This window comes from Dyella sp. GSA-30, assembly GCF_027924605.1.
GTDB lineage: Bacteria > Pseudomonadota > Gammaproteobacteria > Xanthomonadales > Rhodanobacteraceae > GSA-30.
Genome location: NZ_AP027042.1, coordinates 4,064,072 through 4,090,117, shown reverse-complemented (window position 1 = coordinate 4,090,117; position 26,046 = coordinate 4,064,072). Strand labels below are relative to the sequence as shown.

Sequence of the window (26,046 nt, the reverse complement as noted above, 5' to 3'; positions counted from 1 at the left end):
GCTACTGTTTCTTTCCTATGCGGGAAACCGAGCTCTCGGGCAAGCATGTCCGAGAGCCGGCGCAGCAGTACCCACTAGCCCCTCAAACGCCAGCGGCTCATCCGGGGCATTTCGATGATCCGCGAACGTCGAACGACATGGCTTCTTTCGACCCTGAAGGCGCCGCGGAGGCAGGGACGTCGGATCTGCGTCTGGGGTATACCTGTGTCCGTGTGCAGTCTGGAGAACGCTGAAATTTTCCGGGTTCCAAAGAGGCTCGATCCGGTTAAGTCTCGAGCGCAGAAAAAATTCTCGGGATGCTGTCGATTTTCTAAAGCCTTGTTCGTCGTTCCTATATCAAGCCGGTAAAGCCGGCTCCAGGGTGGGAGAAAGGCGATGCGCGTGATGGTATTCGTGAAGGCAACCGACCAGAGCGAAAACGGGACGGCCTCGGCGGAGTGGGTGGCCGGGATGATGGCGGCGATGGGCAGGTTCAACGACGAGCTGCGCGAGGCTGGCGTTCTGCTCATGGCCGAGGGCCTCCAGCCCACCTCGCAGGCCAAGCGTGTCGCATTCGACGGTCCCAGTCGCAGGGTGATCGATGGGCCCTTTGCCGAAACCCATGAACTGGTCGCCGGCTTCTGGATCTGGGACGTCAGGGACATGGACGAGGCGCTCGCCTGGGTGAAGCGCTGCCCGAATCCCATGCCCGGCCCGAGTGAGATCGAGATTCGGCCATTTAACTAAGCTCAGAACCCACAGCTACCGATGCTGGTCTAGAGGAGCCATTCGATGACGATCACGATTACCGCTTTTGAATGCTCGCCCGATGGTGGCAAGGGACTGGCACGCGACACGCGCGTTCGCTGGGCGCTTGAAGAGGCTGGCCAACCCTATGAGGTTCGCCTCGTTTCGCCGCAGGCGATGAAGGCACCCGCGCATCTGCGCCTTCACCCGTTTGGCCAGATTCCAACGTATGAAGAAGGCACTCTTGCGCTATTTGAGACCGGCGCGATCGTCTTCCATATCGCCGAGCGTCATACGGGGCTGCTGCCGACCGATCCCGATGCCCGGGCGCGCGCCATTACCTGGATGTTTGCCGCGCTCAGCACGGTGGAACCGCCGATCCTCGAACTCTCGAACGCCAAGTTTGCGGAAGGTGACAAGCCCTGGAGCGCGGAACGCGTGCCGCTAGTGGCGGACCGTATCCGTCAGCGGTTAGGTCAGCTTTCGGTTCGCCTGGGCGATGCCGAGTGGCTCGATGGTGCATTCAGCGTGGGCGATCTGATCATGGTATCGGTGCTGCTCAGGACCCGGCCGTCGGGCATCCTGGGTGAATTTCCGAACCTGGCTGCCTATGTCGCCCGCGGCGAAGCGCGGCCTGCTTATCAACGGGCTTTCGCGGCTCAATTGGCGGTCAACACCGCTGCCCGGCAAGCGAGCTGATCCGGCTCACGCCAGCGTAGTGACCAGGCGCCCGATCGTGCCATCCGCCAGCACGATGCGTTCCCACAGCATCGTTCCAGGCACGATCGGTACGTGCGGGTCGCGGTTTGCGCCGGTGCGCACTTCGAGCGCGGCGATCTCGCCCTCGTGCCAGCCGAGTTCGTTCAAGCTCGCCTCGGCCTGCAGGATATCGTCGCTGGCGTAGCCGAGCATGGAGGTGCCGAGCAGTGTGGTGGCATCGACTTGCCATGCGGCCGTGCGGGCAGGGGATGCGGCGAGCAGGCGATGGCTGCGGCTGCAGATCAGATGCACTTTTTGCGTCGATGATTCGACCAGGCGTTTCAGCGCTGCGTCTTGCGTCGGCGCCGGTGTGTCCACCAGCAGACGGCGCGCGGCGTCGCCTTGCTTTTTCGAGGGTGAGAGCGTGCCGCGTTCCCAGCGCGATATCGTTGCCTGGTCCACGCCGAGCAGTTGCGCCAGGTGTTGCTGTTTCATGCCGCGCAGCAGGCGCATGCGGCGCATGTCGAAGCCGAAAGCGTTGATCGTGCCCATGAGCGTGCTCCTTGGGATGCCGTGCATATTTTATGCGTATATCGCGCTGGCTGTGGCTGCTAACGTGATGTGGCGGGACGGTCGCGACCGCGACCTCCCCAGGCAAGAGGACGCACATGAAGATATTGGTCACCGGCAGCGCGGGCCATCTTGGCGAAGCGCTGATGCGTACGTTGAGAAAAGCAGGCCGAGACGTACTTGGCATCGATCTCAAGCCGTCACCGTTCACGGACCGAGTGGGGTCGATCAGCGACCGCACTTTCGTGCGCGAGTGCTTGGCTGGTATCGACCAGATCATCCACACGGCAACGCTGCACAAACCGCACGTCGCCACGCATGCATATCAGGATTTTATCGATACCAATATCACCGGCACGCTCAATCTTCTTGAAGAGGCGGCAAGTCGCAAGGTCGGTGCGTTTGTATTTACAAGCACAACAAGCGTATTTGGATCGGCGCTCGTTCCACCAGCCGGCGAGCCGGCGGCATGGATCACGGAAGACGTTGTTCCGGTGCCGAAGAATATCTATGGCGTGAGCAAGCTCGCGGCGGAGAATCTGTGCGAACTGTTTGCGAGGCGGCATCGACTTCCAGCGATCGTGCTGCGCACATCGCGCTTTTTCCCCGAGGCCGATGACGATCCGCAGGTGCGCTCGGCTTTTGCGCCGGACAATGCGCAGGCCAATGAGCTGTTGTATCGGCGAGCCGATATCGAGGATGTCGTCAGCGCGCATCTTCTGGCGCTGGACGCGGCACCCAGGCTGGGTTTTGGCCGCTACATCGTTTCGGCGACGACGCCATTCGAGCCCGGTGACCTGGCGAGCATCAGGTTACATGCCGATCAGGTAGTGCAGGCGCGCTTTCCGGCATGCGCATCGCTTTACGCAGCGCAAGGCTGGCACCTTCTCGACGGGCTCGATCGCGTCTACGTCAATACGCGCGCCAGAGAGGCGCTGGGTTGGCAACCGCGTTACGGTTTTCAACATGTGCTGGACACTCTACGTAACGGCACGGATATCCGCAGCCCGCTCGCCCGCGAGGTGGGCAGCAAGGGATATCACGACACGGTGTTTACCGACGGGCCGTATCCCGTGATGTGAGTTGCGTCAGACGGAGTCGAGCACATCTGCTGCCGGCTTCGCGCGCGAACGGTAGCGCTTCGGCGCCAGCCCCATGGTGCGCTTGAACGCATTGCTGAAAGCGCTTTCGGAGGTGTAGCCAAGCGAGAAGGCGAGCTGGGCGACGGGTGTGTCTTCTTCGATCAAGGCGCGCTCGGCCAGGTACATGCGCCAGCGGGTGAGATAGGCCAGCGGTGCCATGCCGACGACCTGTTTGAAGCGCTCGGCGAAGGTCGTGCGCGACATGTTGGCCTCCCTGGCCAGTTCTTCCAGGCCCCAGTTGCGGCCTGGGTCGCCGTGCATCAGCTGCAGTGTCGGCGCGATACGCCCATCGGCCAGCGCCTGCAGCCAACCGCTGACCAGTCGATCGTTCGATTCCAGATGCGCACGCAACATCTGCACGAACATCAGTTGTGCAAGATTGGCCGAAGCCAGCGCGGAGCCAGGTTGACGTTGGGCGATTTCGCCGACGAGTTGCTGCAACAACCCGCGCAGAATGGCCGCTTCGCTGGAGGCCGCGCTGACATGAAGCGCGGGTGGTAAAGCGTCGCGCAGCAGATGCCCACGTGTTTCGTCGAGCGTGACGTGGCCACCGAGGATGAACGTGTCGTCACCATCGTCGTAGCGGGTGATGCCATCGACCTTGCGCGCGAATATCGTGGTGGCGTCGATCGGATCGAGTGCCGGATCGCTGGTCAGGATAAACGGCTTGTCGCTATTGATCAGCACTACGTCGCCGGTATCGAGCTCGATCGGCAGGGCGCCGTCGTCGAGCATGAACCAGCCATGGCCTTTCATCATGGCGCAGAACTTGATCTGGGTCGGCGGCGGATAGCGCAGGGACCAGCGCGTACCGGCACGGAAGCCGCCGCTCATGGCGCACTGAGCGTCGACCAGTTCGAGGATATCGGAGAGTGGATCGGCCATGGTCCGGATTTTGGCGCAAGAAATCCGTATGAACAAGCATTCGAAATCCGGTCCCGGCGGCGCATAGTGAGCGCCACTTCGAACGGGAGTCATCCATGTCCCACCAGCAATCCCCCATTTCCTCGGGCTTCGGCCCGGCCTCGACGGCCTATGACGTTATCGCGGGCATCGATCTCAGCGGCAAGGTCGCCATCGTGACTGGCGGCTATTCGGGCATCGGCATCGATACGGTTAAGGCCCTGGCCTCGGCTGGTGCCAAGGTCATCGTGCCGGCGCGCGATCTCGAACGCGCACACAAGAACCTCGATGGCATCGCCCATGTCACGGTCGAATCGCTCGACCTGATAGATCCGGCGTCCATCGATGCGTTTGCCGAGCGGTTTCTGACAACCGGACAGCCGCTGCACATTCTGATCAACAGCGCCGGGGTGATGATGAATCCGCTGACACGCGATGCACGCGGCTATGAATCGCAGTTCGCCACCAATCACCTTGGCCACTATCAACTGACGCTGCGTCTATGGCCGGCATTGCGCCGGGCCGGCGGCGCGCGCGTCGTATCGGTGTCATCTCGTGGCCATCGTATTTCGCCGGTGGATTTCAACGATCCGCAGTTCGAGCATCGTGACTACGATAAGCGCGTGGCCTATGGTCAGTCGAAAACAGCCAACGCGTTGTTTGCGATCAAGCTCGATCAGCTCGGTCAGCCTTATGGCATCCGCGCATTTGCCTTGCACCCGGGCGGTATCGTCACGGAACTGGCGCGGCATTTGAGCAAGCAGGAATTGGTCGCTACCGGTTTCGTCAGAGAGGATGGCACGCCTGTTTTTGATCCATCGCGTGATATGAAGTCGCCACCGCAGGGTGCGGCGACCAGCGTGTGGTGTGCCACCAGTCCACAACTCGATGGCATGGGTGGCCTGTATTGCGAGAACAGCGATATCGCACAGGCCGTAGCAGCCGATTCGGAAGCCTCGCTTGGCGTGCGCCCATGGGCGATCGATCACGACGAGGCCGAACAGCTTTGGGTCTTGAGCGAGAAACTTACCGGCGTATCGCTACCGGCGTAATTCAAGGATATGTAACGGATCTGCCATAGGCCAAACGAATGAACTTCATTTCATCAATCAATTAGATTGATGTTGCTCCACTCTATAAGCTGCGACGGGTTTGCATTCCAGACAATCGTCGACGCAACTTCAGGGGGCTACATGTTCGTTCTTCGTCTGTGCCTTGCCATGGCACTGGGCGGGCTGGCCGCGACGGCCAGCGCCGCCACTGCGCATCAAATGCACGCATCCACGGGATCGGAGATTTCCGGCCACGTGGAGCTGGTCGCCAATCCGGGGCAGGTCCTCGCCGCTGGCGAAGTGACCGACACGCTCGTCTATTTCGTGCCCAAGTCGGGCAAGGCCAAAGTACGGCCGGGGACTTACACGGTGTATTCGGTCGATCAGGATTTTCGCCCCGCGGCGATGGCGATCCCTGCCGGCAGCACGGTGAAGTTCGCCAACCTGGACCAGGTGCTGCACAACCTGTATTCGTCCACGCCGGGATCGGTTTTCAACTACCAGTTTCAGAAAGTCGGCGAAGTATTGAGTCACCGCTTTACTCAGCCAGGCCCCGTGCTGGTGAGCTGCAATGTGCATCACTTCATGGAGCTGGACCTGTTGGTCGTGCCCACGCCATACATGGCGGCGGTAGCAGCCGACGGGAGTTTCTCGCTCCATGGTTTGCCGCCGGGTCCCGGGACTCTGTATGCCTGGAATCCTCGCGGAACCCTTAAAAGCCAGCCTGTCGGTGCGCCGCAAAAAGATGTCTCGTTGCAACTGGTCGCGATCAAGCCGCGCGTCGCCACGGAATTGAATCAGGCCGCGCATCCATGAAGCCCGCGACCAAAGCGTTATGGGGTGGATGGATTCTTGTGATCGTTTGCGCAGCCTTGGCCACGGCCGCCGCGCTATGGAACGCCCATCGGGGAGAGCGGGCGCGTGCCCTGGCGCGTTTGCAGACGTCCAGCGAGATCGTGCATGACTTGCAGGCACAGGAGTTGGAAATGCTACAGCTTCGTGCACAGACGCTGGCCGGCGATCCTGCCTTCGTCGACTATGTCACCCAATCGTTGGTACCCAATCCGCAGCTTGGGGGCGCGGTCGACAATCTGTCGATCAGCGATTTGCTGAAGCAGCGCCGCCATGGCGACGATATCGTCATGCTTCTCGATCCGACCGGTACGCCGATTACCGCGATCGGTACGTTGGGCAAGGACCGCGCGAGCATTTCGCACGACCCGCTGGTCGTGGCATCGATCAGCCAGCTCACGACGGTGCAGGGCGCATGGCTCGATCAGGGCGATCTGCTTTGGGTCGTCGTGAGCCCGTTGCTGCGGGGCCGCACGCCGCAGGGGTATTTGATTACCGCCTCGCATGCCAGCGAGAGCTTCTTCGCCAAGGTTGGGCACCTGGTACATGGCGATGTCGCGCTGGTGCTCGATGCTTCGCCGCAGCCGGTGTCCTATTCGAGTGGCCTCGATGCGGGTCTTGTCGAATTGTTGGGCGCGCATCGCCAGGAGATTCTTGCCGCAGGCAGCGAACAGGGCACGGGGATGCGTTTGCAGTCGGCCGATATCTGGGTCACGCCGCTCAAGCTGAGCAGTGGCCACGCCGCACTGGTTGCACTGAATCCGTCGACTCGTTCCGATCGTGGGATCGACCAGGAGGCCTTCTGGTCGATCGTCGGGATCGCGTTTTTTGCTGTATGCGCGGCCCTGTATGTGTGGTTGCAATGGTTCTTTACCTGGCGTCCGCTCGCCAGGCTGGCCGACGCATTCGATAACGATCGACATGCGATAAGTGCGGTAGGCGGAAGCGCCTTGGTTCGCGATGTACGCGATCGCCTGCTGCTTCTGTTGACCCGTGAAAAGCGTCCGTCTTGATCTTTAGAAAATGGCTGGCCAATCGCCCTGTCGGGGCGATTGGCCGGCTTTTCTAGTATTCTGCCGCCTGATCCACGATGGAGTCGCCCGACGTCGCTCCTCGCGACCCTTCCACGGCGCACCCTCATGACCGACGAAAGCCCCGTACCCGCCCAGGCGTTTTCAGCCGCCGACGAAAACTACATGCGCCGCGCCCTGCAGCTTGCCGAACACGCGCGCGATGCCGAGAACGAGGTGCCGGTGGGTGCCGTGCTGGTGCTCGACGACCAGATTATCGGCGTGGGCTGGAACCGAAATATCACGCTCAACGATCCGACCGCACACGCCGAGATACAGGCGTTGCGGGCGGCCGGCGAGAAGCTGGCCAACTATCGGATGATCGGCGCAACGCTCTACGTGACGCTGGAGCCTTGCGCCATGTGCGCAATGGCGCTGGTGCACGCGCGAATTGCACGGGTGGTCTATGGCGCCACCGATCCAAAGACCGGGGCGGCCGGCAGCGTGTTCGATACGCTGGTTTCCGAGCGGCACAACCATCGCGTCCAGGTGGAAAGCGGCTTGCTGGCGGATGAAGCGTCGACGATGTTGCGGGAGTTTTTTCGTTCCCGAAGGTAAAGCCGGTAGCCGGCTTTACCCTTGGTGGCGGGCGGCTTTAGACCCTCACACCTTCACCGGAAACGGATTGCGCTCGCCAAATCCCTTCTGATGCCAATACGGATACGCCGGCGTGACTTCGCTGGCCGCATCGAGCTTGGCTACCTGTTCGGTGGTGAGATTCCAGCCGACGGCGCCGAGGTTCTGCTTGAGCTGTTCCTCATTGCGCGCACCGATGACGACGGTCGAGACGGTGGGACGCTGCAGCAACCAGTTCAAGGCGATCTGCGGGACGGTCTTACCGGTCTCCTTGGCGATGTCGTCCAGCGCATCGACCACGCGATAGAGCAGTTCGTCGGGCATCTGCGGACCCATGTCGCCGGTCTTGTGCAGACGGCTGGTTTCCGGCAGCGGCTGGCCACGACGAATCTTGCCGGTGAGACGACCCCAGCCCAACGGGCTCCAGACGACGGCGCCCACACCCTGGTCGACGGCCAACGGCATCTGTTCCCATTCGTAGTCGCGCCCGATCAGCGAGTAATACGCCTGATTGGCGACATAGCGGGTGTAGCCATAGCGGTCGGCCACGGCCAAGGATTTCATCAGGTGCCAACCGGAGAAATTCGATACGCCCAGATAGCGGATCTTGCCCGCACGCACGAGATTGTCCAACGTCGACAAGGTTTCCTCGACCGGGGTCAGCGCATCGAAACCATGTAGCTGGAACAGATCGATGTAGTCGGTGCCCAGTCGCTTGAGCGCAGCATCCACGGCGTTGATCAGATGGAAGCGCGACGAGCCCACGTCGTTCGGTTCGTCGCTGAAGCGGAAGGTGGCCTTGGTCGAAATCAGGATCTTGTCGCGGCGGCCCTTGATCGCCTCGCCGAGTACCGACTCGGCGGCGCCGCCGGAATAAATGTCGGCGCTGTCGAACATGTTCAGGCCGGCGTCGAGGCAGATGTCGACCAAGCGTTTGGCTTCCGCCACATCGGTCTGGCCCCAGGCCTGAAAGAACTCGCCTTTGCCGCCGAACGTGCCGGTACCGAAACTCAAGACGGGGACTTTGAAGCCCGATGCACCTAGACGTCTAAATTCCATGTGAACTCCTGCCAGTGAGGTAAAAACAATGGAATGGCGCTGGCTTGCCTGATTGCAAGGGCGGGCACGCCGCCATGCACATGAAAATTTATTTAAACAGCCTCTCTGTTTCAGCCATCAACCACGCCAGTACGGTTCCAATTTGGAAAGGTGTTTGTATGAGGTGTCGGCATGAATGGTCGCGCGATGCGCCGTGCGTTTGCTCCAGCGACGCAACTGCTTGACGAATTTCTCGTCGCTTTGATCGGCGAGCAATACGCTGCCCAGATTGCGTCCCGTCATCCGATCGTGCGCCTTGCCCAGCTGACCTTGCAGATCGGTCAGCGCTTCAAGCCATGCTTGTGCGGCCTTATGCGGAAACGCATGCTGAAAAAGTTCGATGGTATAGCGAAGCTTTTTCGTTGCCGTGCGCATGCGATGCAAGGGTTTGCGGCCGCCGTCGAGTTTGTCCGCGCGTCTGGAAAGTTTGCGATGTGCCGATTCGATCGCCGCGGACGCTGCGTGTCGCAGTGTCTTGTCGCTGGGCGCATCATGTTTCTGCGACCAGGCGTTGAAGTCGGCGATCCATGGGGTCAATGAATGCTCACGCAGCGCCTCGAGCATGTCATGGCGCGCCTGATTACGTTGCTGCTCCAGTTTTTGCCACAACGCGGGTGTCGGGATGCTGCCGGGATGTTCGGTGGCAAACGCAGGCAATGTTTCTTCGGCAAGAATATCCAGGTCACGACTGGAGCCGGTGGCGTCACGATGTTGCTTGAGCGTTTCCAGCAAGACGTTCGCTTCATCGCCGCCGTGGATATGGATCAGCTTGTCCAGGGTGGCCGTTACGCGACGCAGGTTCACGCGCCAGCTATGCAGTCGCTTGGCGTCGTACTGCAGCAGCAGATCGATGCGCGCCTGCTCGGCTTTTTGCAGATAGCCCTCGATAGCGCGGCAGCAACGGCGAAACTCGCCGTTGGAATGATCCGGACCAGCTACCAGGGACTTCTGTGCATTCATACGATTTCGTCTCGACCGGAGAACGACAGGAACGCAGATCGGAGGTCGACTATATGACGAAACCCAGGGCTGCTGCACAAGGCTGGTCGATTTTGAGGGTCAACAGAGGGTCGGCACGGGTCCGGCCCAGGTTGAGCGCGGCTATGGGCTTGCCAGCCCGCGAGGCGGCATAGGCAAAGCGATAGCCGGAGTAGACCATTAGGGACGAGCCGACCACCAACAGGGCATCGGCGTCCTGTACAGCGCGCATGCCGGCGTCGACGCGCTCGCGCGGCACGTTCTCGCCGAAAAACACCACGTCGGGCTTCAGGATGCCCTGGCAGCGTGGGCAGGGCGGTACGTGAAACCCGGAGAAATCCAGGCCGTCCAGATCGGCGTCGCCGTCGGGGGCGTCGGTGGCTTCCAGATGCAGCCAGTCCGGGTTGCTGTGTTCCAGGGCATGCTGGAAATCACTACGGGAGCTACGTGTTTCGCAGTGCATGCAGCGCACCAGATCCAGCCGGCCATGCAGGTCGACCACGTTCTCGCTGCCCGCGGCCTGATGCAGGCGGTCGACATTCTGGGTGATCAGGATATCGACCCTGCCGTCTTGCTCCAGCTTCGCCAGGGCGCGGTGGGTATCGTTGGGATGAGCGCGACCAAAGCGCCGCCAGCCGACCAGGCTGCGAGCCCAGTAACGCCGGCGCGTGGATTCCTCACCCATGAAGGCCTGGAACGTGACCGGTGGCGGTCGCTTCCAGCCACCATCGGTATCGCGATAGTCCGGAATACCCGAGTCCGTGCTGCAACCGGCGCCGGTGAGCACGAACAGGCGGGGATGGCGTTCGATGAATTGCGCGAGTCGTGCGCGATCGCGCTCCAGACTGTCGAGCATGGCCGTGGCAGTGGTGTTCATGCCGCAGCGCGCCGATCGAGTTCGTCGAGTGCGCCGACGATATCTTTTGCACCGTCCACGCGCATGACACGCGGCGAGCTGTCCGCAAAATCGGTATCGGCTTCGTGTGCCCAGGTGACGTGATACGGCATATACACGCCCCAGCCGCCAAGGGTGACGACCGGTGCGATATCCGAGCGGAGCGAATTGCCGACCATGGCGAAGGACTGCATCGGCACCGCGCATTCACCGAGCACGCGGCGATAGGCGCGCTCGTCTTTCTCGGACACGATCTCGATGCGCTGGAACAGATCGGCCAGGCCACAACTGGCGACTTTCTGCTCCTGGTGGAACAGATCGCCCTTGGTGATCAGCACGACACGATAGCGTCCGGCGACGGCTTCGACGGCGGCGCGGATATCGGGCAGAAGCTCCACCGGATGCGCCAGCACATCCTTGCCGATGGCGATGATGCGATGCAGATCCGTAGCGCTGATGCGCGAGTCGGTCACGTCGATCGCCGCTTCGAGCATCGACAAGGTCATGCCCTTGGCGCCATAGCCGAACAGCTTGATGTTGCGTCGCTCCGTTTCCAGCAAACGCTCGTGCAGGCGCAGGTTTTCCAGGTCGGCATAGCGACCGACGATACGTTCGAATTCGGCATGCGCGCTCTGGTAATAGCCTTCGCTATGCCACAGCGTATCGTCGCCATCGAAGCCGACTAGTTCGATCATGGGGCTGGGTCTGTTTTTTGGAATGGGATAACAGTATAGAAGGGGCGAAAAGCGGGGTTTTCAAGCTTTTGCTGGGGATTTCGCGAGTCCCCGGCCCCCTCACCCCAACCCTCTCCCCCGGCGAAGCCAGGGGAGAGGAGGCTTGCGTTGCGCAAGTGCGGACCTTTGAGGTTGCCTCAGTAGGCTCCCTCTCCCCTGGCTCTGCCGGGGGAGAGGGCTGGGGTGAGGGGGCTCTTGATCTTCGTGCCACCCCAAAACTCACCCCATCTGCGGCAACTCATTCGGCCGCAAGTCAAACACCAGCACCTCGGCCTTATCGCCATCACTGAAGCTCAAACTATTGACCTTGCGAACACGCGCGCCGTCACCTTCATTCAAGCGCTGCCCATTCACCGTGACGCTGCCGCGAGCCACCTGGATATAAGCGTAGCGGTTCGCCTGCAACGTCAACGTGGCCGATTCCGTACCATCAAACAAGCCGGCATAAACACGCGCATCCTGACGCGCTTTCAGCGAACCTTCCGCACCATCCGGCGAAATGATCAGGCGCAGACGACCACGCTTTTCTTCATCGGCGTAATGCTCCTGCTGGTATCGCGGCGCGGCATTGAGCTCCGCGGGCATCAGCCAGATCTGCATGAAGTGCACCGGCTCGTTCTTGGAGTGATTGAACTCGCTGTGCGTCACGCCGCTACCGGCGCTCATCAGCTGCACATCGCCCGGGCGGATCACCGAGCCGGTGCCCATGCTGTCCTTATGTTCCAGGCTGCCTTCGAGCACATAGGAAAAGATTTCCATATCGCGGTGCGGATGCTGGCCGAAGCCCTGCGCCGGTGCGACGCGGTCGTCATTGATCACGCGAAGGTCGGAAAAGCCGATCTGTTCGGGGTTGTAGTAGTGGCCGAACGAAAAGCTATGACGTGAATTCAACCAGCCGTGATTGGCGACGCCGCGAGCATTGGCTTTGAGAATATCGAACATGGCGTTCTCCGTAATAAGTAAGTATCGGTTTGGATCGATCAGTGCGAAGTGCTACGACGTGCAAGCAGGCCATCGATGGTCCAGGCGCCTGCGCCAAGCGCTGCGATCTGCAACAGGCCACCGGCGATGGCGAAGTTCTTCAGGAAATGAATCTGCTGATTGAGGTCATTGAAGTGAGCGTGAAAACCGAAGGCGGCAGCCAGGGTAAACAGCGCCATGACCGTAGCGACGATGCGGCTGCGATAGCCCACCAGCAGCGCCAGGCCGAAGCCCACTTCGACAATGACCGCCACGATATAGGCCAGGTCTGGCAAGGGCAGGCCAGCGGAGGCGATGTAAGCCTTGGTCGCTGCGGGTGCGGCAAGTTTGCCGAAGCCGCTGATCAGGAAAAGGGTGGAGAGCAATACGCGGCCGATGAGGGCGACGGCTGGCAGGTTGCGAGTGTTCATGAGCGCGGTGTCCTTGGTGTCTGGGGCCGGGATGTCCGGCGGATCTGTTGAAGCACATGCTAATGTCGCCCCAGGGGCTGATAAACCACGTAGAATGCGCGACACTGTCGCCATGGAGTTGACAATGAGCCAGCTCGAAGACATGCGGCTGTTTATCGAGGTTGTTGATGCGGGGAGCTTTACGGCCGCGGCCGAAAAAGCGGGGCTATCGAAGCAGTTCCTGAGTAAACGCATCATGGCGCTGGAAGCGCGCCTGGGCGTGCGGCTGCTGACGCGCAGTACGCGGCATTTGCGCACGACCGACCTGGGGCGTGCTTACGAAGAACAGGCACGCAGCATCCTGCAGGATGTCGACGGTCTGGAGCAGCGCATTTCCGGTACCAATCGCATACCGCGCGGCAGGCTGCGCGTTACCGCGCCGATGTCGTTCGGCACGATGCACCTTAGTCCGGTCATACCGAAGTTCCTCGTGGCCTATCCTGAGGTATCGATTGAACTCGACTTGAGCGATCGCACAGTCGATCTGCTTGGTGAAGGCTACGACCTCGCCGTGCGCATCGGCAGCCTGGCCGATTCGTCGCTGATCGCGCGCAGCATCGCACCGATGACGATCGTTACGTGTTGCAGCCCTGCGTATTTGCAGCGGCATGGTGCGCCGGAGCATCCGGCTGATCTGGCCACGCACGACTGTCTGCTTTACGGGCACGGCCGCCACGTCGAATGGTTGTTTGGCGGTGCGTCGCCAACGCGTATCACGGTGAACGGACGCATGCGTGCGAACAACGGTGAACTGGTGCGTGATGCAGCGATTCAAGATCTCGGCATTGCCTATCTACCGACTTTCATTGTGGGCGCCGCGATCGAAGCGGGGAAGTTGGTCACCGTGCTGGATGCATGGCGACCGCCGGTGGCTGCTGTACATACGGTCTATCCGCAACACCGGCAAACCTCGTTATTGATCCACACCTTCGCTGACTTTCTGCGCGGCTGCTTTGCGGCGCCGACGCGGGCGCTTTGACAGCAATCGTTTTCGTTGCCGCAACGCAACATCGTTTGGGGGCATAGCCGTCCGTTAAATTTCGATGTAGAGTCGCCGCCACACGCAGGCTGACGGTGTTTATCCAGCTGCGTCTTTCGCATCGCCACCATCGATTCCCGGGGACATTCCAGACTACAGAAGACCTAACCGCACATTTTTCCGCACGAAATTTGGATCGATCTAAATTTTTGTCTGGGTGCTTCCGGCCACGCATACACGGCCCGGTTGCGGCCAGGCGTTTGAGTTGCAGGGGCCTCTCGAGGCCGCGTGTCAGTTGTCTTGGATCAACCGAGTCGGGACCGTCGTATGGCAACAGAAAATGTTGGCGAATTTGCGACGAACCCGGCCAAGGGCCAAGCCGCGCGAGCGGTGTTTGGCATTCCCCCCTTCGTCTGAGTCCGTGATGTCGCCTATGTCCCGTTCCGTTGCATCGATAAAGTCCCTCGTTCTGTGCGCCAGCGTTTCCCTGGCGATGGCTGGCAGTGCATGGGCGCAAAGCGCCGTGTCCCCCGCCGACGCCGTCAACCCGTTGATCGGTACGACCAACGGTGGCGATACGTTCCCCGGTGCGGTGATGCCCTTTGGCATGCTGCAGTGGAGTCCGGAAAACACGCGCGGCAAGCACACGCATACGGCGTCGCCCAGCGGTTACGAGTACAAGGCCACACGTATCCGCGGCTTCAGCCTGACGCATCTGTCCGGCGCTGGTTGTGCGGGTGCCAGCGGCGATGTGCCGTTCATGCCGATCACGCAAGCGGTGACGAGTTCGCCGTCGGCCGATCTGAAAGACGGCACGTACGCCAGCGACTTCACGCACGCCAACGAGATGGCCAAGGCCGGCGACTATCGCGTGACGCTGGCCGACGGCGTCAAGGTCGAACTGGGTGCGGCCATGCGCAGCGGCATGGCGAGTTTTAGCTTTCCGGCAGGCAAGCCGGCGAACCTGCTGATTCGCGCTTCGGATTCCGAAGTCGGCTCGAGCGATTCGCAGGTGCAGGTCGACAAGGCGGCCAACACGGTCAGCGGTTCGGTCACCAGCGGCAACTTCTGTGGCTACCTCGCCAAGGCCGACCAGCGCAGCTACTACACGCTTTACTACGTCGCCAGTTTCGACCAGCCGATCGGCGATGTCGGCGCGTGGGAGAACGATCAGGTCAAGCCGGGTTCGACCTCTGCCAAGGGCGGCACAGGTTACGGCGACAAGGGTTTTCCGGAGCCCGGCAAGGGTTCGGGCGTATGGCTGGCGTTTGATCCGGCCAAGGGGCCGGTAACGGTCCGCGTCGGCATCTCCTATGTCAGCCTCGCCAATGCCAAGGCGAACCTGGAAGCGGAAATCCCCAAGGGCACGAGTCTCGCGCATGTGCATGACGCGGCGCGCACGGCGTGGAACGATGCGCTGGGCCGTATCGCCGTCGACGGCGGTACACCCGATCAGCGCGCCACGTTCTACACCGCGCTGTATCACGTGCTGATGCATCCGAACGTCTATAGCGACGTCAACGGCGAGTACCGCGGTTTCGACCAGCAGACCCATCGCGTCGATGGCAGCCAGAAAATCCAATACGCCAATTTCTCAGGCTGGGATATCTATCGTTCGCATCTCCAATTGGTGACCTGGATCAATCCCAAGATCGGCAGCGATATCGCACAGTCGCTGTACAACCAGGCCAGGCAGAACGATGGCGAGTGGGATCGTTGGACGCACAACAGCGGTGGCACCCACGTCATGAGTGGTGACCCGGCCGTGCCGGCGCTGGCGGATATCTACGCGTTCGGCGGGCGCGATTTCGATCTCAAGGGTGCGTACGCCTCGCTGGTCAAGGCGGCCACCGTGCCGACCGCACACGACAGCTCCGACGATGGTTGCAATGTGGAGTGCGTGGGCCAGCGCCCATCGCTGGACCAGTGGCTGAAGCTGCATTACATCGCGACGCAGTCGCACGCTTGGGGTGGTGCGGCCGAAACGCTCGAAGACGTCACCGCGGACTTTGCGCTCTCCCAGCTTGCTGCCCAGGTGGGCGACAAGGCGGGCGAGAAGCAGTTCCTGACCCGCGCGGGCTATTGGCGCAATATCTTCAATCCGAACGCGACGCCAGAGGGCGGCTATATCCAGAACCGCAACGCGGACGGTAGCTGGCCGGCATTCAAGCCGGAAACCGACGATGGTTTTGTCGAAGCCAGCGCTGCCGTTTACCTGTGGATGATCCCGTTCGACGTGCATGGTCTGTTCGATGAACTGGGCGGCTATCAGAAAGCCAGCGCGCGCCTGGATCGTTTCTTCCATGACGACAGCGGCAAGTGGGCGCTGACCAAGGCCGGTCCGCTGCATTCGGAGCTGGATAACGAACCGTCGGTCGCCGCGCCGTGGCTCTACGACTTCGCCGGTCAGCCGTCGAAGACGCAGGAGTCGGTGCGCATCGTGGTGAACACGCTGTGGAAGAACACGCCTGACGGCATTCCGGGCAATGACGATCTTGGCGAGATGTCGTCCTGGTACGTATGGTCGGCGCTTGGCATGTATCCGGAAATTCCCGGTCGCGCCGAGCTGATGCTGGGCAGCCCCTTGTTCACGCACGCGGTGGTGCATCGCGCCGGCGGCGATCTGGTGATCGACGCGCCGCAGGCCGGTACCGATGTGCCGTTCGTGCATGCGCTGACGTTCAATGGCAAGGCGCATGTCAAACCCTGGCTGCCGGCGAGCGTGGTCGAGCATGGTGGCCATTTGAATTTCAGTTTGCAAAGCAGCGCCGACACGAGCTGGGGCAGCGATCTCAAGTATGTGCCGCCGTCGTTCTCGCCACCGCATTCGTGATCACCGCGCGGATTTTCATTGACACCTGATTTGAATCGATCGCATGCGGCGCCTGGGGAGAGCAGACGCCGCATCGCACGGGGAGAGAGCTGGATGGGTAAGCGGCTGCAGCTACAAAACAGCAACACCGGGATGGGCACGCGCTGGTCGTCGTTGACGCTAGGCATCGCCATGGCGTTGGTCTCGTTGCCATCGCTGCCTGCCTATGCCGAGACGGCGAAGGCCGCGTTCTTCGATTCGTTCGAAGACGGCCAGCCGGCCTTGGCATCAAAGACAGTAGCCGGGTGGCGTACTTCGGTAGTGGCCGGTCCGGCCAAGAACGAAGTGTTGACGGCGAAACCGGGGGCCGGTTTTACCGGTTTGCACGCGCTGCGCTACGACGCGGACGCGGTGGCGCAACGCGCCGAGCGGCGTACGACGCTGTTCAAGCCCGAAGGTCTGAGCGCCGCTTCGGGTTTGCATCTGTCCTATCTGATCTTTCCGGTCATGGTCGAAGACGACACGGCCGCGCCGGCGCAGCACGTGGCGGTCGATGTGTTGTTCACCGACGGCAAGCGTCTCTCCGGCCTGGGCGCGACCGATCAGCATCGCACGGCCGCGCAGGCGGCTGCACAAGGCGATGCGCGCATCCTGCATGGCAATCAGTGGAACATGGTGGACATCGATATCGGTGCCGTTGCTGCGGGCCGAAAGATCGCCGCGATCGAACTGGTGGAAGATGCCCCTGCAGGCAGTCCGGCCTTTCACGGCTATATCGACGATATCCGGCTGGGGACATCGACCGCGCCGGGCGATGCGCTCGCGCCGCACGAATATGTCGATACGCGGCGTGGCACGAATGCCAACGCACACTTCTCGCGTGGCAATAACATTCCGGCGGCTACCGTGCCGCATGGTTTCAATTTCTGGACGCCGGTGACGGTGGCCAGCTCGGATTGGATGTATCAGTACCAGGACCACAATGGCGCGGATAACCGTCCGCGCATCGAAGCCTTCTCGCTCAGCCACGAGCCCAGCCCCTGGATGGGCGATCGCCAGACCTTCCAGGTGATGCCGGCGGCCGCTGCCAGCGGCGAGCCGACGCTCGACCGCGCCAAGCGTGCGATGAGCTTCTCGCACGACAACGAAATCGCGCGTGCCGACCTTTATCAGGTCACGTTCGACAATGGCATCGTCACCAGGATGACGCCGACCGATCACGCGGCGATGATGCAATTCAGCTTTGCCGGCGACCGTTCGCAGCTGGTATTCGACAACCGCAACGACAAGGGTGGCATCGAGCTCGATGCCGCGCATGCGAGCATCAGCGGTTACTCGGATGTTGCCAGCCAGTTGTCGACCGGCGCGACGCGCATGTTCTTCTATGCCGTGTTCGATCAGCCGGTCAAGGAAAGCGGTCGATTGACCGGGCAGGGCAGGGACCATGTCGCGGCCTGGTTCGGCTTCGATACGCATGCGAACAAGACCGTGAGCATGCGCATTGCGACTTCGCTGATCAGCGTGGATCAGGCAAAGCACAATCTCGATATGGAGTTGCCTGCCGACGCGACCTTTGCAGGTGTGCAGGCCGCCGCGGCTGCTAGCTGGGACAAGCTGCTGAACATTGTCGAGATCCCCGGTGCCGGCGGCCGCGACAAGACCGTGCTCTATTCGAATCTGTATCGCCTCTTCATGTATCCGAACGAGGCGTTCGAAAACGTCGGTACCGCAGCGAAGCCGGACTATCGCTATGCGAGTCCGTTCTCCTCAGCGACGGGCGAGAACACGCCGACGAAGACGGGTGCGCGCATCGTCACGGGCAAGCCGTATGTCAATAACGGTCTGTGGGACACCTACCGCACCGCGTGGCCGGCCTATACCTTGCTCACGCCCCATGACGCTGCCCATTTGATCGACGGTTTCGTGCAGCAGTACCGTGACGGTGGCTGGATCGCGCGCTGGTCGTCGCCCGGCTATGCCGACCTGATGGTCGGTACCAGTGCGGACGTGGCATTTGCCGATGCCTGGAACAAGGGCATCCATGGTTTCGACGTGCGCTCGTTCTATCAGGCGGCCCTGAAGGATGCGACCGTCGTCAGCGATATCGCCGGCGCCGGGCGCAAGGGCGTGCAGCGTTCGATCTTTACCGGCTATACCGATAACTCGACCGATGAAGGCCTGTCGTGGTCGATGGCCGGTTACCTCAACGATTTCGGCATCGCCGAACTGGCGAAGAACCTCGCCGAACATCCCGTGCCCGGCGATACCTATCGCGGCTACGCCGATGACGCGCGCTATTTCAGCAGCCGTGCGCGCAACTATGTGCGTTTGTTCAATCGCGACGCCGGCTTCTTCATGGGACGCAAACCCGATGGTCAGTGGCGCATCGACGCCAAGAACTTCGATCCTTTTGCCTGGGGTGGCGACTATACCGAAACCAATGCATGGAACATGGCCTTCGACAGCGGCGTGCAGGATGGGCAGGGCCTGGCCAATCTGTACGGTGGTTTCGACGGCCTGGCCAAGAAACTCGACGCATTTTTCGGTGCGCCGGGCTACTTCCACGTCGGCGAATACGGCGGCGTGATCCACGAGATGCTCGAAGCGCGCGACGTGCGCATGGGCCAGTATGGCCACAGCAACCAGCCGTCGCATCACATCCTCTACATGTACGACGTCGCCGGCCAACCGTGGAAAACGCAGGATAAGGTGCGCGATGCGCTGTCGCGTCTGTATGTGGGTAGCGAGATCGGCCAGGGTTATCCGGGCGACGAGGACAACGGCGAGATGTCGGGCTGGTGGGTGTTCAGTGCGGCGGGCTTCTATCCGCTGCGTGCCGGCACGGCGACCTATGCGATCGGCGCACCGTATTTCCCGCATATGCAGATTCACGTGCAAGGCGGTGCGGAGATTGTGATCGATGCACCTCAGGTCAGCGATCGCAACCGGTATATCCAGAGCGTCACGCTCAACGGCAAACCTTACGACAAGACCTGGATCGGCCAGGATGACTTGGCCCACGGCGCGCACCTGGTGTTTGACATGGGCCCGACGCCATCGCGTTGGGGCACCGGTGACGATGCTCGTCTGCCATCGTTGACTAACGGCAACGGCGCTCCGTCGCCGATGACCGACCTTGCCGATGTGAGCGGTGCGCAGGTCACAGTCGATGGCGATGCCGCCGCGGCCAAGGCGATCAGCGACAACACGTCCGATACCGAAGCGAGTCTGAAGAACGGCGAGGTGCGGTTGCAGCTGCCCGCCGCGCAACAGGTGCAGATGTACACGCTGACGTCCTCGGCCAAGGCCGGTAGCGATCCTTCCGATTGGGTGTTGGAGGGTTCGACCGACGGCAAGCACTGGACGGTGATCGACAAGCGGCAGGGCGAGCAGTTCGCATGGCGTCGACAGACGCGTGCCTTCGGGGTCGCCCATCCGGGGAACTACAGCTACTACCGCTGGCACGTGCAAGGCGCGCATGGCGTGGTGGTTGCAGAAATCGAGTGGCTCGGGAATCCATCTTAGGAACCGGGTCGCTATAGGACAGGAGCTGGAGGCCGCAGGGGACGCCCTGGGTAGTGCGACTCGATCGTGCTGCTCGCTGTGTTGCGGCCAATAAAAGGACGTTGTTCGTGGTGGTGCCGTCGCATAGACGGCCTTTTCGACACGTTATTGGGGAGTACCGTCGTTTTATGAAACCGAAATTCGTATACGCATTTGCAACGTCCATCCTGGCGTTGTCCATTGCGCAGGCCCTGGCTGGCGATGCACCGCCGGCGCAACCGCCTGCCGGCAATGGCCAGACCGCCACGCAGGATGACAGCAGCACCACGAGCAGCGCCGACGACAAGAAGGTCAAGAAGCTGGAGGCCGTGCAGGTTACGGGCTCCCTGATTCCGCGTGCGCAGATCGAAGGCCCGTCGCCGCAGACCACGATTACCGCCAAGGATATCGATCGTCAGGGTTTTGCCGACACGTTCGAAGCCTTGCGTGCCTTGCCGATCGCCAATGGCTCGGTGCAGGACCCGCAGTTCACCGGCGGCTTTACGCCGGGCGCCAAGACCATCAGTCTGTTCGGCCTGAGTCCGAGCTTCACCCTGACCCTGCTCAACGGCCGTCCGATGGCGAGCTATCCGCTCGCATACAACGGCAATAACAACATCACCGATATCGCGAATATTCCGGTCGGCTTGATCGACCATATCGACGTGTTGACCGGTGGCCAGTCGTCGATCTACGGCTCGTCGGCGATTGCCGGTGTGGTCAACATCGTGATGAAGGACCACGTCGATGGCACGCACGTTTCCTTGCGTGTGGGCGACTACAGCGACGGTGGCGGTCTGAACAAGCGCTTGCAGGTCAGCTCGGGCCACACCTGGGGCAACTTCGACATCAGCGGCGGCGTCCAGATTTCCAAAGAAGATCCGGTCTGGGCCTACCAGCGCAGCTATATCGATTCGTATAACGACGACCCGACCGGCAAGCCGGGCGTGCCGTCGCGCACCTTCCTGCGCATGGCCGCGGGCGACAATGCGCACTATATCGATCCGGGTGCGGCGACCTGCGCACCGTTGAGCTATCTGTATCGCGACAGCACGGCTTATTCGTTCCGTGCGGGTTCCAACCTCGGTTACTACTGCGGCAGTCCGAACAACGTGGCCCAGGCAAGTTTGAGCAACCAGAGCACCGAAGCCAACGGTCTGCTCAACATGCACTACCACATCAACGACACCACCGAGCTGTATTCGCAAATGCTGTACAGCTTCAGCAACCCGACCTATTCGGGTGGCAGTCCGTTCTGGAACAACACCTTCTACAACCAGACCAGCGGCCAGTACGAAGAGTGGCAGCGCATCTATGCACCGGAAGAAGTGGGTGCGGACGCGACCTATCAGCACGTCTATACGCGTACCTATGACGTCACATTCGGCATCAAGGGCCAGATCGGCTCGTCGAGCTGGAACTACGACGCGTACTACAACCGCTCGCAGTCCAATGTGGTCCGCAATTCGAAGGACTTCCTGGCCAATAACGGCGTCGACCAGTACTACCTCGGGCCGCAGCTGGGCACCGATGCCAACGGCTATGCGATTTACGCCCCGAATTTAGATCGATTGTATCAGCCGATCACCCGTGCGCTTTACAACCAGTTCACCGCCACCGATCGCGCCGATTCGATGTCATGGACACAGAACGAGACGATCACCGCCAACACGCCGAGCCTGTTCACCCTGCCGGCTGGCGACGTCGGTTTTGCCTTGATCGCGCAGAACGGTAACGAGCGGTTCGATAACCACTCGGCCAGCCCCTTGGCGGCCGAAGGCTATTTCCGTGGCGTGGGTGGCACGACGGTCGCTTCGGGCAAGCGCAGCTCCTATGCGATCGGTGCGGAAATGCGCGTGCCGGTGCTGGAGACGGTGACGGTCGATCTTTCCAGCCGTTTCGACCGCTACAAGTACGGTGGCCAGACGCCGGGCAAGGGCACGTACAAGTTGGGTCTGGAATACCGCCCGATGGATACGTTGCTGCTGCGCGGCAGTTACTCGACCGCGTTCCGTGCGCCGGACATGTTCTACCTGTTCTCGTCGCATTCGAGCGGGTACTCGACCAACACCGACTACTATCTGTGTCGCCAGGGCGGGTATAACTCTTCCAACTACAACAATTGCCCGCAGTCTGGCATTCAGACGCTGGCGGTGTCCGAGGGCAATACCAAGCTCAAGGACATCACGGCCAAGACGTTCACTTACGGCTTCGTCTGGTCGACGGCGGACAATGCGTTGAGCTGGTCTGTCGACTACAACGCCATCCGCATCTCCAACGAAGTGGTCACGCTGAGCAGCGACGAAATCCTCAACCAGGAAGCGAACTGCCGCCTGGGCGTGTCCGAGAATGGTCAGACCACCTTCGATATCAATTCGCCGACCTGTCAGCAGGTGATCGGTGAGGTCAAGCGCAACTCGGCGACCGCGCCGATCAACCCCAGTGCGGTCAACGAAGTCGACACCTACCCGATCAACGTGGCAACCGAGTACCAGACTGGCGTCCAGTCGTCGTTGAACTACCACTTCAAGACGGCGAACTTCGGTAGCTTCCTGCTGGGTCTGGATTACTACGACGAGTTCAAGCACACCTATCAGGAAAAGGCGGGCGATCAGACGCTGAACTACCTGTGCTGCGACAACTCCGATGAGTTCAAGAGCCGCGTCACCGGCACGGCGACCTGGAATATCGGCAAGTGGAGCACCACGGTATTCGGTATCCGCAACGGCAAGACCTGGAACGCGATCGGCACGGAAAAGGACATTGGTCCGTGGATCACCTTCAATGGCAGCGTGAACTACAAGATCACGCCGAAGGCATCGATCTCGCTGGTGATGAACAACATCGCCAACAAGAAGCCGCCGCGTGACAACACCAACGGCAACTGGCCGTACTTCGACGAGGGCAACTACAGTGCCCTGGGCCGTGCGGTCTATGTGGAAATGGGCTACGACTTCGACAACTGATTGTTGAGTCCCGGCAGACCATAGCGACGTGCCGCCTTCGGGCGGCACGTTTTTTTTCGCTGCGCCGCAAGTTTCCAAGTGCCTCGTACTCGCGCATGATCCCTCGACGCTCAAGGGAAGGGGACGGCATGACGTACGACTACGTGATCGTTGGCGGCGGCTCGGCCGGTTGCGTACTGGCGCATCGATTGAGCGAGTTGCCTGCCCAGAAGGTCTTGTTGCTGGAAGCCGGGCCGGCCGACTGGCATCCCTTGATCCATATGCCCATCGGGTTGGCCAAACTGGTCGGCTACCCACGCGGGCTGCGGCGTCTGTATGGCGGGCGCTGGTTCGGCTGGAGCTATTTCACCGAGCCGCAGCCTCAACTGGGCGGCCGGCGTCTGTGGTGGCCGCGCGGCAAGACCCTGGGCGGCTCCAGTTCGATCAACGCGATGTGCTACATCCGGGGTGTGCCCGAGGACTACGACGCCTGGGTGCAGGCGACCGGCGATGCCCGCTGGTCCTGGGATCAGGTATTGCCATGGTTCCGTCGTTCCGAGGGCAATACGCGCGGCGCCGACGACTTGCATGGCGCGGACGGCCCGCTTGGGGTCTCGGATCTGCGTTATCACCATCCGTTGTCGGACGTCTTTGTCGAGGCCGGGGTCCAGGCGGGCTACCCCCGCAATTCGGACTTCAATGGCGCCGCGCAGGAGGGCTTCGGGCTTTATCAGGTTACCCAGCGCAACGGCAGCCGATGCTCGGCGGCAACCGCCTATCTGCAACCGGCACGGGCACGCGGCAATCTCGAGGTACGCACGCGCGCGCAGGTGGCGCGGGTATTGATCGATCGCGGTCGGGCCTATGGCGTGGAGCTTGTCGATGGCAGCCGGATCGAGGCGAACCAGGTCATTCTTGCCGGCGGTGCGATCAACAGCCCGCAATTGTTGATGCTATCGGGGCTGGGTCCTGCCGATCATCTGCGCAGTCAGGGTATCAATGTTGCTGCGGACCTGCCCGGTGTGGGCGGCAATCTGCAGGATCATCTGGATATCTGCTCGGTCACCGGTACCACGTGGCCGGTGACGTACGATCACCTCAACGAACCGGCGGTGGCGTTGCGCTATCTGATGCATCGCGATGGACCAGGCACGAGCAACGCCGCCGAGGGCGGCGGATTCGTGCGGAGCCGCTTTGCCCAGGACGACCGCTGCGATATCCAGTTTCACTTCATTCCCGCGCAGCTGGACGATCACGGCAATCGGGAATTGCCGGGGCGGGGTTACACCTTGCATGCGTGCTACTTGCACCCGCGTAGCCGCGGCCGTATCCGCCTGGCGTCGCCCGATCCGACCAGGGCGGCGTCTATCGACGCCAACTATCTCAGCGATCCGGAAGGGCATGACCTGAAGCTGATGATCGAGGTGGCCAAGGTATCGAGGACCATTCTCAATCAGCCGGCATTCGCGCCGCATCGCGGCGAACCGCGCTATCCCGAGCGTGTGCTGCAGAACGATGCGGATATCGAGGACTTTATCCGTCGCCGTGCAGAGACGATTTATCATCCGGTCGGCACGTGTCGGATGGGCAATGACAACGACGCCGTTGTCGACAGCGAGTTGCGTGTGCGCGGTATCGATGGTCTACGTGTTGTCGATGCATCGGTGATGCCGACGTTGATCAGCGGTAATACCAATGCGCCTACGATCATGATTGCCGAGCGTGCGGCTTCGTTGATGCTTTCTTGAGGCCAGCAGGCTCGCTTCGCATCGCCTCCAGCTCCCCCCTCACCCCAACCCTCTCCCCCGGCAAAGCCAGGGGAGAGGGTTGGGGTGAGGGGGGGGGGGGCTCTTAAGCCTCGCCACACCAAAAAAAGAAAAACCGCCTGCATCACCAGGCGGCCTTCCTCTTCATTCTTTTAATCGAATCAAACCACAGTCAACGTCACATCGATATTGCCGCGCGTAGCATTCGAATACGGGCACACGATATGCGCCTTCTGCACCAGCGCTTCGGCTTCTTCACGAGCCAGCCCCGGGATCGAGATGGTCAATTCGACTTCGATACCAAACCCGGTCGGAATCGGACCAATGCCGACCTGGCCGGTGATGGAGGTGTCGGCGGGGAGCGCCTTCTTCTCCTGGCCGGCGACGTACTTCAACGCGCCGAGGAAGCAAGCCGAGTAACCGGCGGCAAACAGCTGTTCCGGATTGGTGCCATGCGCACCGTTACCGCCCAACTCCTTGGGGGTGGTCAGCTGTACATCGAGGACGCCGTCGGACGAAACGGCGCGGCCGTCACGACCACCGGTGGCTTTGGCTTGGGCGCGATAAAGAACGTTCTGGATGCTCATGGTCTCTCTCCTGGGTATGGATAGCTAGCTATTTAATAGCGCGCTATGTTTATGATCGAAAAAAGGTTTGCTTTCAATTCTCGCTGGACAACTTGGTACGCAACATCTGCAGATCGTCCTTGAGCTTCATCAGCTCGTCGGGCGCGCATTGCGTTGCGCAAAAAACACCGAACTGCACATCGCTGGCTTTTGACTTCAACTTGCGCCCTTGCTCGGTCAGGGTGATGACAACCTGACGTTCGTCTTCACGGGAGCGCTGGCGCAACACAAAGCCGGCAGCTTCCAGGCGTTTGAGCAAGGGGGTGAGCGTTGCCGAATCCAGATACAGGCGTTCGCCGATCTCGGACACGCTCATGCTCGGGTTTTCCCACAGGGTCAGCATGACAAGGTATTGCGGATAGGTAATGTCCAACTCGCGCAGCAGCTTCCGGTAGACCTTGTTCATGGCCAGACCGGCCGAATACAGCGCGAAGCACAACTGGCCATCGAGCGTCGGCGCAGGCAGATCGTTCTTGCTGATGGAGGGCTGGGTCTTCATGGGCTCGTAATTTACATAGCGTGCTATTTAATTGCAAGCGATCAATATGGAATATTTATCATTCATTCATTTTGGCGGCATGGATCGAACTGCGGCTAAAGTTCTTGCCGACGTGGACGATGAGAAACGCATTAAGGGACTAATCCGCGGA

22 protein-coding genes are annotated in these 26,046 nt (G+C 61.1%); 12 read left to right on the top strand and 10 right to left on the bottom strand.

Annotation, left to right across the window (positions count from 1 at the left end):
* Positions 1 to 375 precede the first annotated feature (375 nt).
* Complete coding sequence (locus tag QMG46_RS17070; RefSeq protein ID WP_281849051.1) at positions 376 to 726, top strand: YciI family protein; 351 nt, start codon at positions 376 to 378, stop codon at positions 724 to 726.
* Between the two features lie 45 nt (positions 727 to 771).
* Positions 772 to 1,425 carry a glutathione S-transferase family protein gene (locus QMG46_RS17065; protein ID WP_281849050.1) on the top strand — a complete coding sequence of 218 codons (654 nt, stop codon included), beginning with the start codon at positions 772 to 774 and terminating at the stop codon, positions 1,423 to 1,425.
* 6 nt (positions 1,426 to 1,431) lie between these two features.
* Here the strand turns inward: QMG46_RS17065 and QMG46_RS17060 are convergent, their stop codons facing one another.
* Entirely contained in the window at positions 1,432 to 1,977 is a 546-nt protein-coding gene (locus QMG46_RS17060; RefSeq protein ID WP_281849049.1) for a helix-turn-helix transcriptional regulator, read from the bottom strand.
* Between the two features lie 116 nt (positions 1,978 to 2,093).
* On the opposite strand from QMG46_RS17060, the gene QMG46_RS17055 reads away from it, so the two are divergent.
* Complete coding sequence (locus QMG46_RS17055) at positions 2,094 to 3,077, top strand: NAD-dependent epimerase/dehydratase family protein (RefSeq protein WP_281849048.1); 984 nt, start codon at positions 2,094 to 2,096, stop codon at positions 3,075 to 3,077.
* Between the two features lie 6 nt (positions 3,078 to 3,083).
* On the opposite strand, the gene QMG46_RS17050 is transcribed toward QMG46_RS17055, so the two are convergent.
* On the bottom strand, positions 3,084 to 4,022 hold the full coding sequence (locus tag QMG46_RS17050) for an AraC family transcriptional regulator (protein WP_281849047.1): 939 nt from the start codon (positions 4,020 to 4,022) through the stop codon (positions 3,084 to 3,086).
* A gap of 95 nt (positions 4,023 to 4,117) precedes the next feature.
* On the opposite strand from QMG46_RS17050, the gene QMG46_RS17045 reads away from it, so the two are divergent.
* From QMG46_RS17045 to tadA, 4 genes are all read left to right on the top strand, one after another.
* The gene (locus QMG46_RS17045) at positions 4,118 to 5,092 is read left to right on the top strand and encodes an oxidoreductase (protein WP_281849046.1); all 975 of its coding nucleotides are present in this window, start codon (positions 4,118 to 4,120) and stop codon (positions 5,090 to 5,092) included.
* Positions 5,093 to 5,233: 141 nt separating this feature from the next.
* Entirely contained in the window at positions 5,234 to 5,908 is a 675-nt protein-coding gene (locus QMG46_RS17040; protein WP_281849045.1) for a cupredoxin domain-containing protein, read from the top strand.
* Positions 5,905 to 6,957, top strand: coding sequence for a hypothetical protein (locus tag QMG46_RS17035; protein WP_281849044.1), 1,053 nt, complete (start codon positions 5,905 to 5,907; stop codon positions 6,955 to 6,957). Before QMG46_RS17040 ends, QMG46_RS17035 begins: the two co-directional genes overlap by 4 nt.
* A gap of 126 nt (positions 6,958 to 7,083) precedes the next feature.
* A complete protein-coding gene (tadA, locus tag QMG46_RS17030; RefSeq protein ID WP_281849043.1) occupies positions 7,084 to 7,572 on the top strand; it encodes a tRNA adenosine(34) deaminase TadA in 489 nt (162 codons plus the stop codon).
* A 45-nt stretch (positions 7,573 to 7,617) separates the two neighbouring features.
* On the opposite strand, the gene QMG46_RS17025 is transcribed toward tadA, so the two are convergent.
* From QMG46_RS17025 to QMG46_RS17000, 6 genes are all read right to left on the bottom strand, one after another.
* Positions 7,618 to 8,649 (bottom strand): aldo/keto reductase, encoded by a 1,032-nt coding sequence (locus tag QMG46_RS17025; protein ID WP_281849042.1) that lies wholly within the window; start codon positions 8,647 to 8,649, stop codon positions 7,618 to 7,620.
* Positions 8,650 to 8,766: 117 nt separating this feature from the next.
* Positions 8,767 to 9,648, bottom strand: coding sequence for a CHAD domain-containing protein (locus tag QMG46_RS17020; protein WP_281849041.1), 882 nt, complete (start codon positions 9,646 to 9,648; stop codon positions 8,767 to 8,769).
* Positions 9,649 to 9,697: 49 nt separating this feature from the next.
* Positions 9,698 to 10,522 carry an NAD-dependent protein deacetylase gene (locus QMG46_RS17015; protein WP_281852915.1) on the bottom strand — a complete coding sequence of 275 codons (825 nt, stop codon included), beginning with the start codon at positions 10,520 to 10,522 and terminating at the stop codon, positions 9,698 to 9,700.
* 17 nt (positions 10,523 to 10,539) lie between these two features.
* The gene (locus QMG46_RS17010) at positions 10,540 to 11,256 is read right to left on the bottom strand and encodes an HAD family hydrolase (protein ID WP_281849039.1); all 717 of its coding nucleotides are present in this window, start codon (positions 11,254 to 11,256) and stop codon (positions 10,540 to 10,542) included.
* A 258-nt stretch (positions 11,257 to 11,514) separates the two neighbouring features.
* Entirely contained in the window at positions 11,515 to 12,237 is a 723-nt protein-coding gene (locus QMG46_RS17005) for a pirin family protein (RefSeq protein WP_281849037.1), read from the bottom strand.
* Positions 12,238 to 12,275: 38 nt separating this feature from the next.
* Positions 12,276 to 12,686 carry a DoxX family protein gene (locus QMG46_RS17000; protein WP_281849036.1) on the bottom strand — a complete coding sequence of 137 codons (411 nt, stop codon included), beginning with the start codon at positions 12,684 to 12,686 and terminating at the stop codon, positions 12,276 to 12,278.
* A gap of 124 nt (positions 12,687 to 12,810) precedes the next feature.
* On the opposite strand from QMG46_RS17000, the gene QMG46_RS16995 reads away from it, so the two are divergent.
* The 5 genes from QMG46_RS16995 to QMG46_RS16975 all read left to right on the top strand — a co-directional run bounded on the left by QMG46_RS16995 (position 12,811) and on the right by QMG46_RS16975 (position 24,752).
* Positions 12,811 to 13,704, top strand: a complete 894-nt coding sequence (locus QMG46_RS16995; RefSeq protein ID WP_281849035.1) for a LysR family transcriptional regulator — start codon at positions 12,811 to 12,813, stop codon at positions 13,702 to 13,704.
* A 433-nt stretch (positions 13,705 to 14,137) separates the two neighbouring features.
* On the top strand, positions 14,138 to 16,537 hold the full coding sequence (locus QMG46_RS16990) for a GH92 family glycosyl hydrolase (RefSeq protein ID WP_281849034.1): 2,400 nt from the start codon (positions 14,138 to 14,140) through the stop codon (positions 16,535 to 16,537).
* 93 nt (positions 16,538 to 16,630) lie between these two features.
* Complete coding sequence (locus QMG46_RS16985) at positions 16,631 to 20,041, top strand: GH92 family glycosyl hydrolase (RefSeq protein WP_345781773.1); 3,411 nt, start codon at positions 16,631 to 16,633, stop codon at positions 20,039 to 20,041.
* A 167-nt stretch (positions 20,042 to 20,208) separates the two neighbouring features.
* Entirely contained in the window at positions 20,209 to 23,025 is a 2,817-nt protein-coding gene (locus QMG46_RS16980) for a TonB-dependent receptor domain-containing protein (RefSeq protein WP_281849033.1), read from the top strand.
* A gap of 128 nt (positions 23,026 to 23,153) precedes the next feature.
* Entirely contained in the window at positions 23,154 to 24,752 is a 1,599-nt protein-coding gene (locus tag QMG46_RS16975) for a GMC family oxidoreductase (RefSeq protein WP_281849032.1), read from the top strand.
* 179 nt (positions 24,753 to 24,931) lie between these two features.
* Here the strand turns inward: QMG46_RS16975 and QMG46_RS16970 are convergent, their stop codons facing one another.
* Both QMG46_RS16970 and QMG46_RS16965 read right to left on the bottom strand, forming a co-directional pair.
* Entirely contained in the window at positions 24,932 to 25,357 is a 426-nt protein-coding gene (locus QMG46_RS16970; RefSeq protein WP_281849031.1) for an organic hydroperoxide resistance protein, read from the bottom strand.
* 73 nt (positions 25,358 to 25,430) lie between these two features.
* Positions 25,431 to 25,895: a MarR family winged helix-turn-helix transcriptional regulator gene (locus QMG46_RS16965; RefSeq protein WP_281849030.1), complete on the bottom strand. Its 465-nt coding sequence runs from the start codon at positions 25,893 to 25,895 to the stop codon at positions 25,431 to 25,433.
* Between the last annotated feature and the right edge of the window lie 151 nt (positions 25,896 to 26,046).

Coding starts and splice junctions, on each gene's coding strand:
- QMG46_RS16975 (WP_281849032.1), top strand. CDS start 23,154: ATGACGTACGACTACGTGATCGTTGGCGGCGGCTCGGCCGGTTGCGTA.
- QMG46_RS16985 (WP_345781773.1), top strand. CDS start 16,631: ATGGGTAAGCGGCTGCAGCTACAAAACAGCAACACCGGGATGGGCACG.
- QMG46_RS17070 (WP_281849051.1), top strand. CDS start 376: ATGCGCGTGATGGTATTCGTGAAGGCAACCGACCAGAGCGAAAACGGG.
- QMG46_RS17065 (WP_281849050.1), top strand. CDS start 772: ATGACGATCACGATTACCGCTTTTGAATGCTCGCCCGATGGTGGCAAG.
- QMG46_RS17045 (WP_281849046.1), top strand. CDS start 4,118: ATGTCCCACCAGCAATCCCCCATTTCCTCGGGCTTCGGCCCGGCCTCG.
- QMG46_RS17035 (WP_281849044.1), top strand. CDS start 5,905: ATGAAGCCCGCGACCAAAGCGTTATGGGGTGGATGGATTCTTGTGATC.
- QMG46_RS17005 (WP_281849037.1), bottom strand. CDS start 12,237: ATGTTCGATATTCTCAAAGCCAATGCTCGCGGCGTCGCCAATCACGGC.
- QMG46_RS17060 (WP_281849049.1), bottom strand. CDS start 1,977: ATGGGCACGATCAACGCTTTCGGCTTCGACATGCGCCGCATGCGCCTG.
- QMG46_RS17055 (WP_281849048.1), top strand. CDS start 2,094: ATGAAGATATTGGTCACCGGCAGCGCGGGCCATCTTGGCGAAGCGCTG.
- QMG46_RS17025 (WP_281849042.1), bottom strand. CDS start 8,649: ATGGAATTTAGACGTCTAGGTGCATCGGGCTTCAAAGTCCCCGTCTTG.
- QMG46_RS17000 (WP_281849036.1), bottom strand. CDS start 12,686: ATGAACACTCGCAACCTGCCAGCCGTCGCCCTCATCGGCCGCGTATTG.
- QMG46_RS16965 (WP_281849030.1), bottom strand. CDS start 25,895: ATGAAGACCCAGCCCTCCATCAGCAAGAACGATCTGCCTGCGCCGACG.
- tadA (WP_281849043.1), top strand. CDS start 7,084: ATGACCGACGAAAGCCCCGTACCCGCCCAGGCGTTTTCAGCCGCCGAC.
- QMG46_RS17050 (WP_281849047.1), bottom strand. CDS start 4,022: ATGGCCGATCCACTCTCCGATATCCTCGAACTGGTCGACGCTCAGTGC.
- QMG46_RS16970 (WP_281849031.1), bottom strand. CDS start 25,357: ATGAGCATCCAGAACGTTCTTTATCGCGCCCAAGCCAAAGCCACCGGT.
- QMG46_RS16980 (WP_281849033.1), top strand. CDS start 20,209: ATGAAACCGAAATTCGTATACGCATTTGCAACGTCCATCCTGGCGTTG.
- QMG46_RS16990 (WP_281849034.1), top strand. CDS start 14,138: ATGTCCCGTTCCGTTGCATCGATAAAGTCCCTCGTTCTGTGCGCCAGC.
- QMG46_RS17015 (WP_281852915.1), bottom strand. CDS start 10,522: ATGCTCGACAGTCTGGAGCGCGATCGCGCACGACTCGCGCAATTCATC.
- QMG46_RS16995 (WP_281849035.1), top strand. CDS start 12,811: ATGAGCCAGCTCGAAGACATGCGGCTGTTTATCGAGGTTGTTGATGCG.
- QMG46_RS17010 (WP_281849039.1), bottom strand. CDS start 11,256: ATGATCGAACTAGTCGGCTTCGATGGCGACGATACGCTGTGGCATAGC.
- QMG46_RS17040 (WP_281849045.1), top strand. CDS start 5,234: ATGTTCGTTCTTCGTCTGTGCCTTGCCATGGCACTGGGCGGGCTGGCC.
- QMG46_RS17020 (WP_281849041.1), bottom strand. CDS start 9,648: ATGAATGCACAGAAGTCCCTGGTAGCTGGTCCGGATCATTCCAACGGC.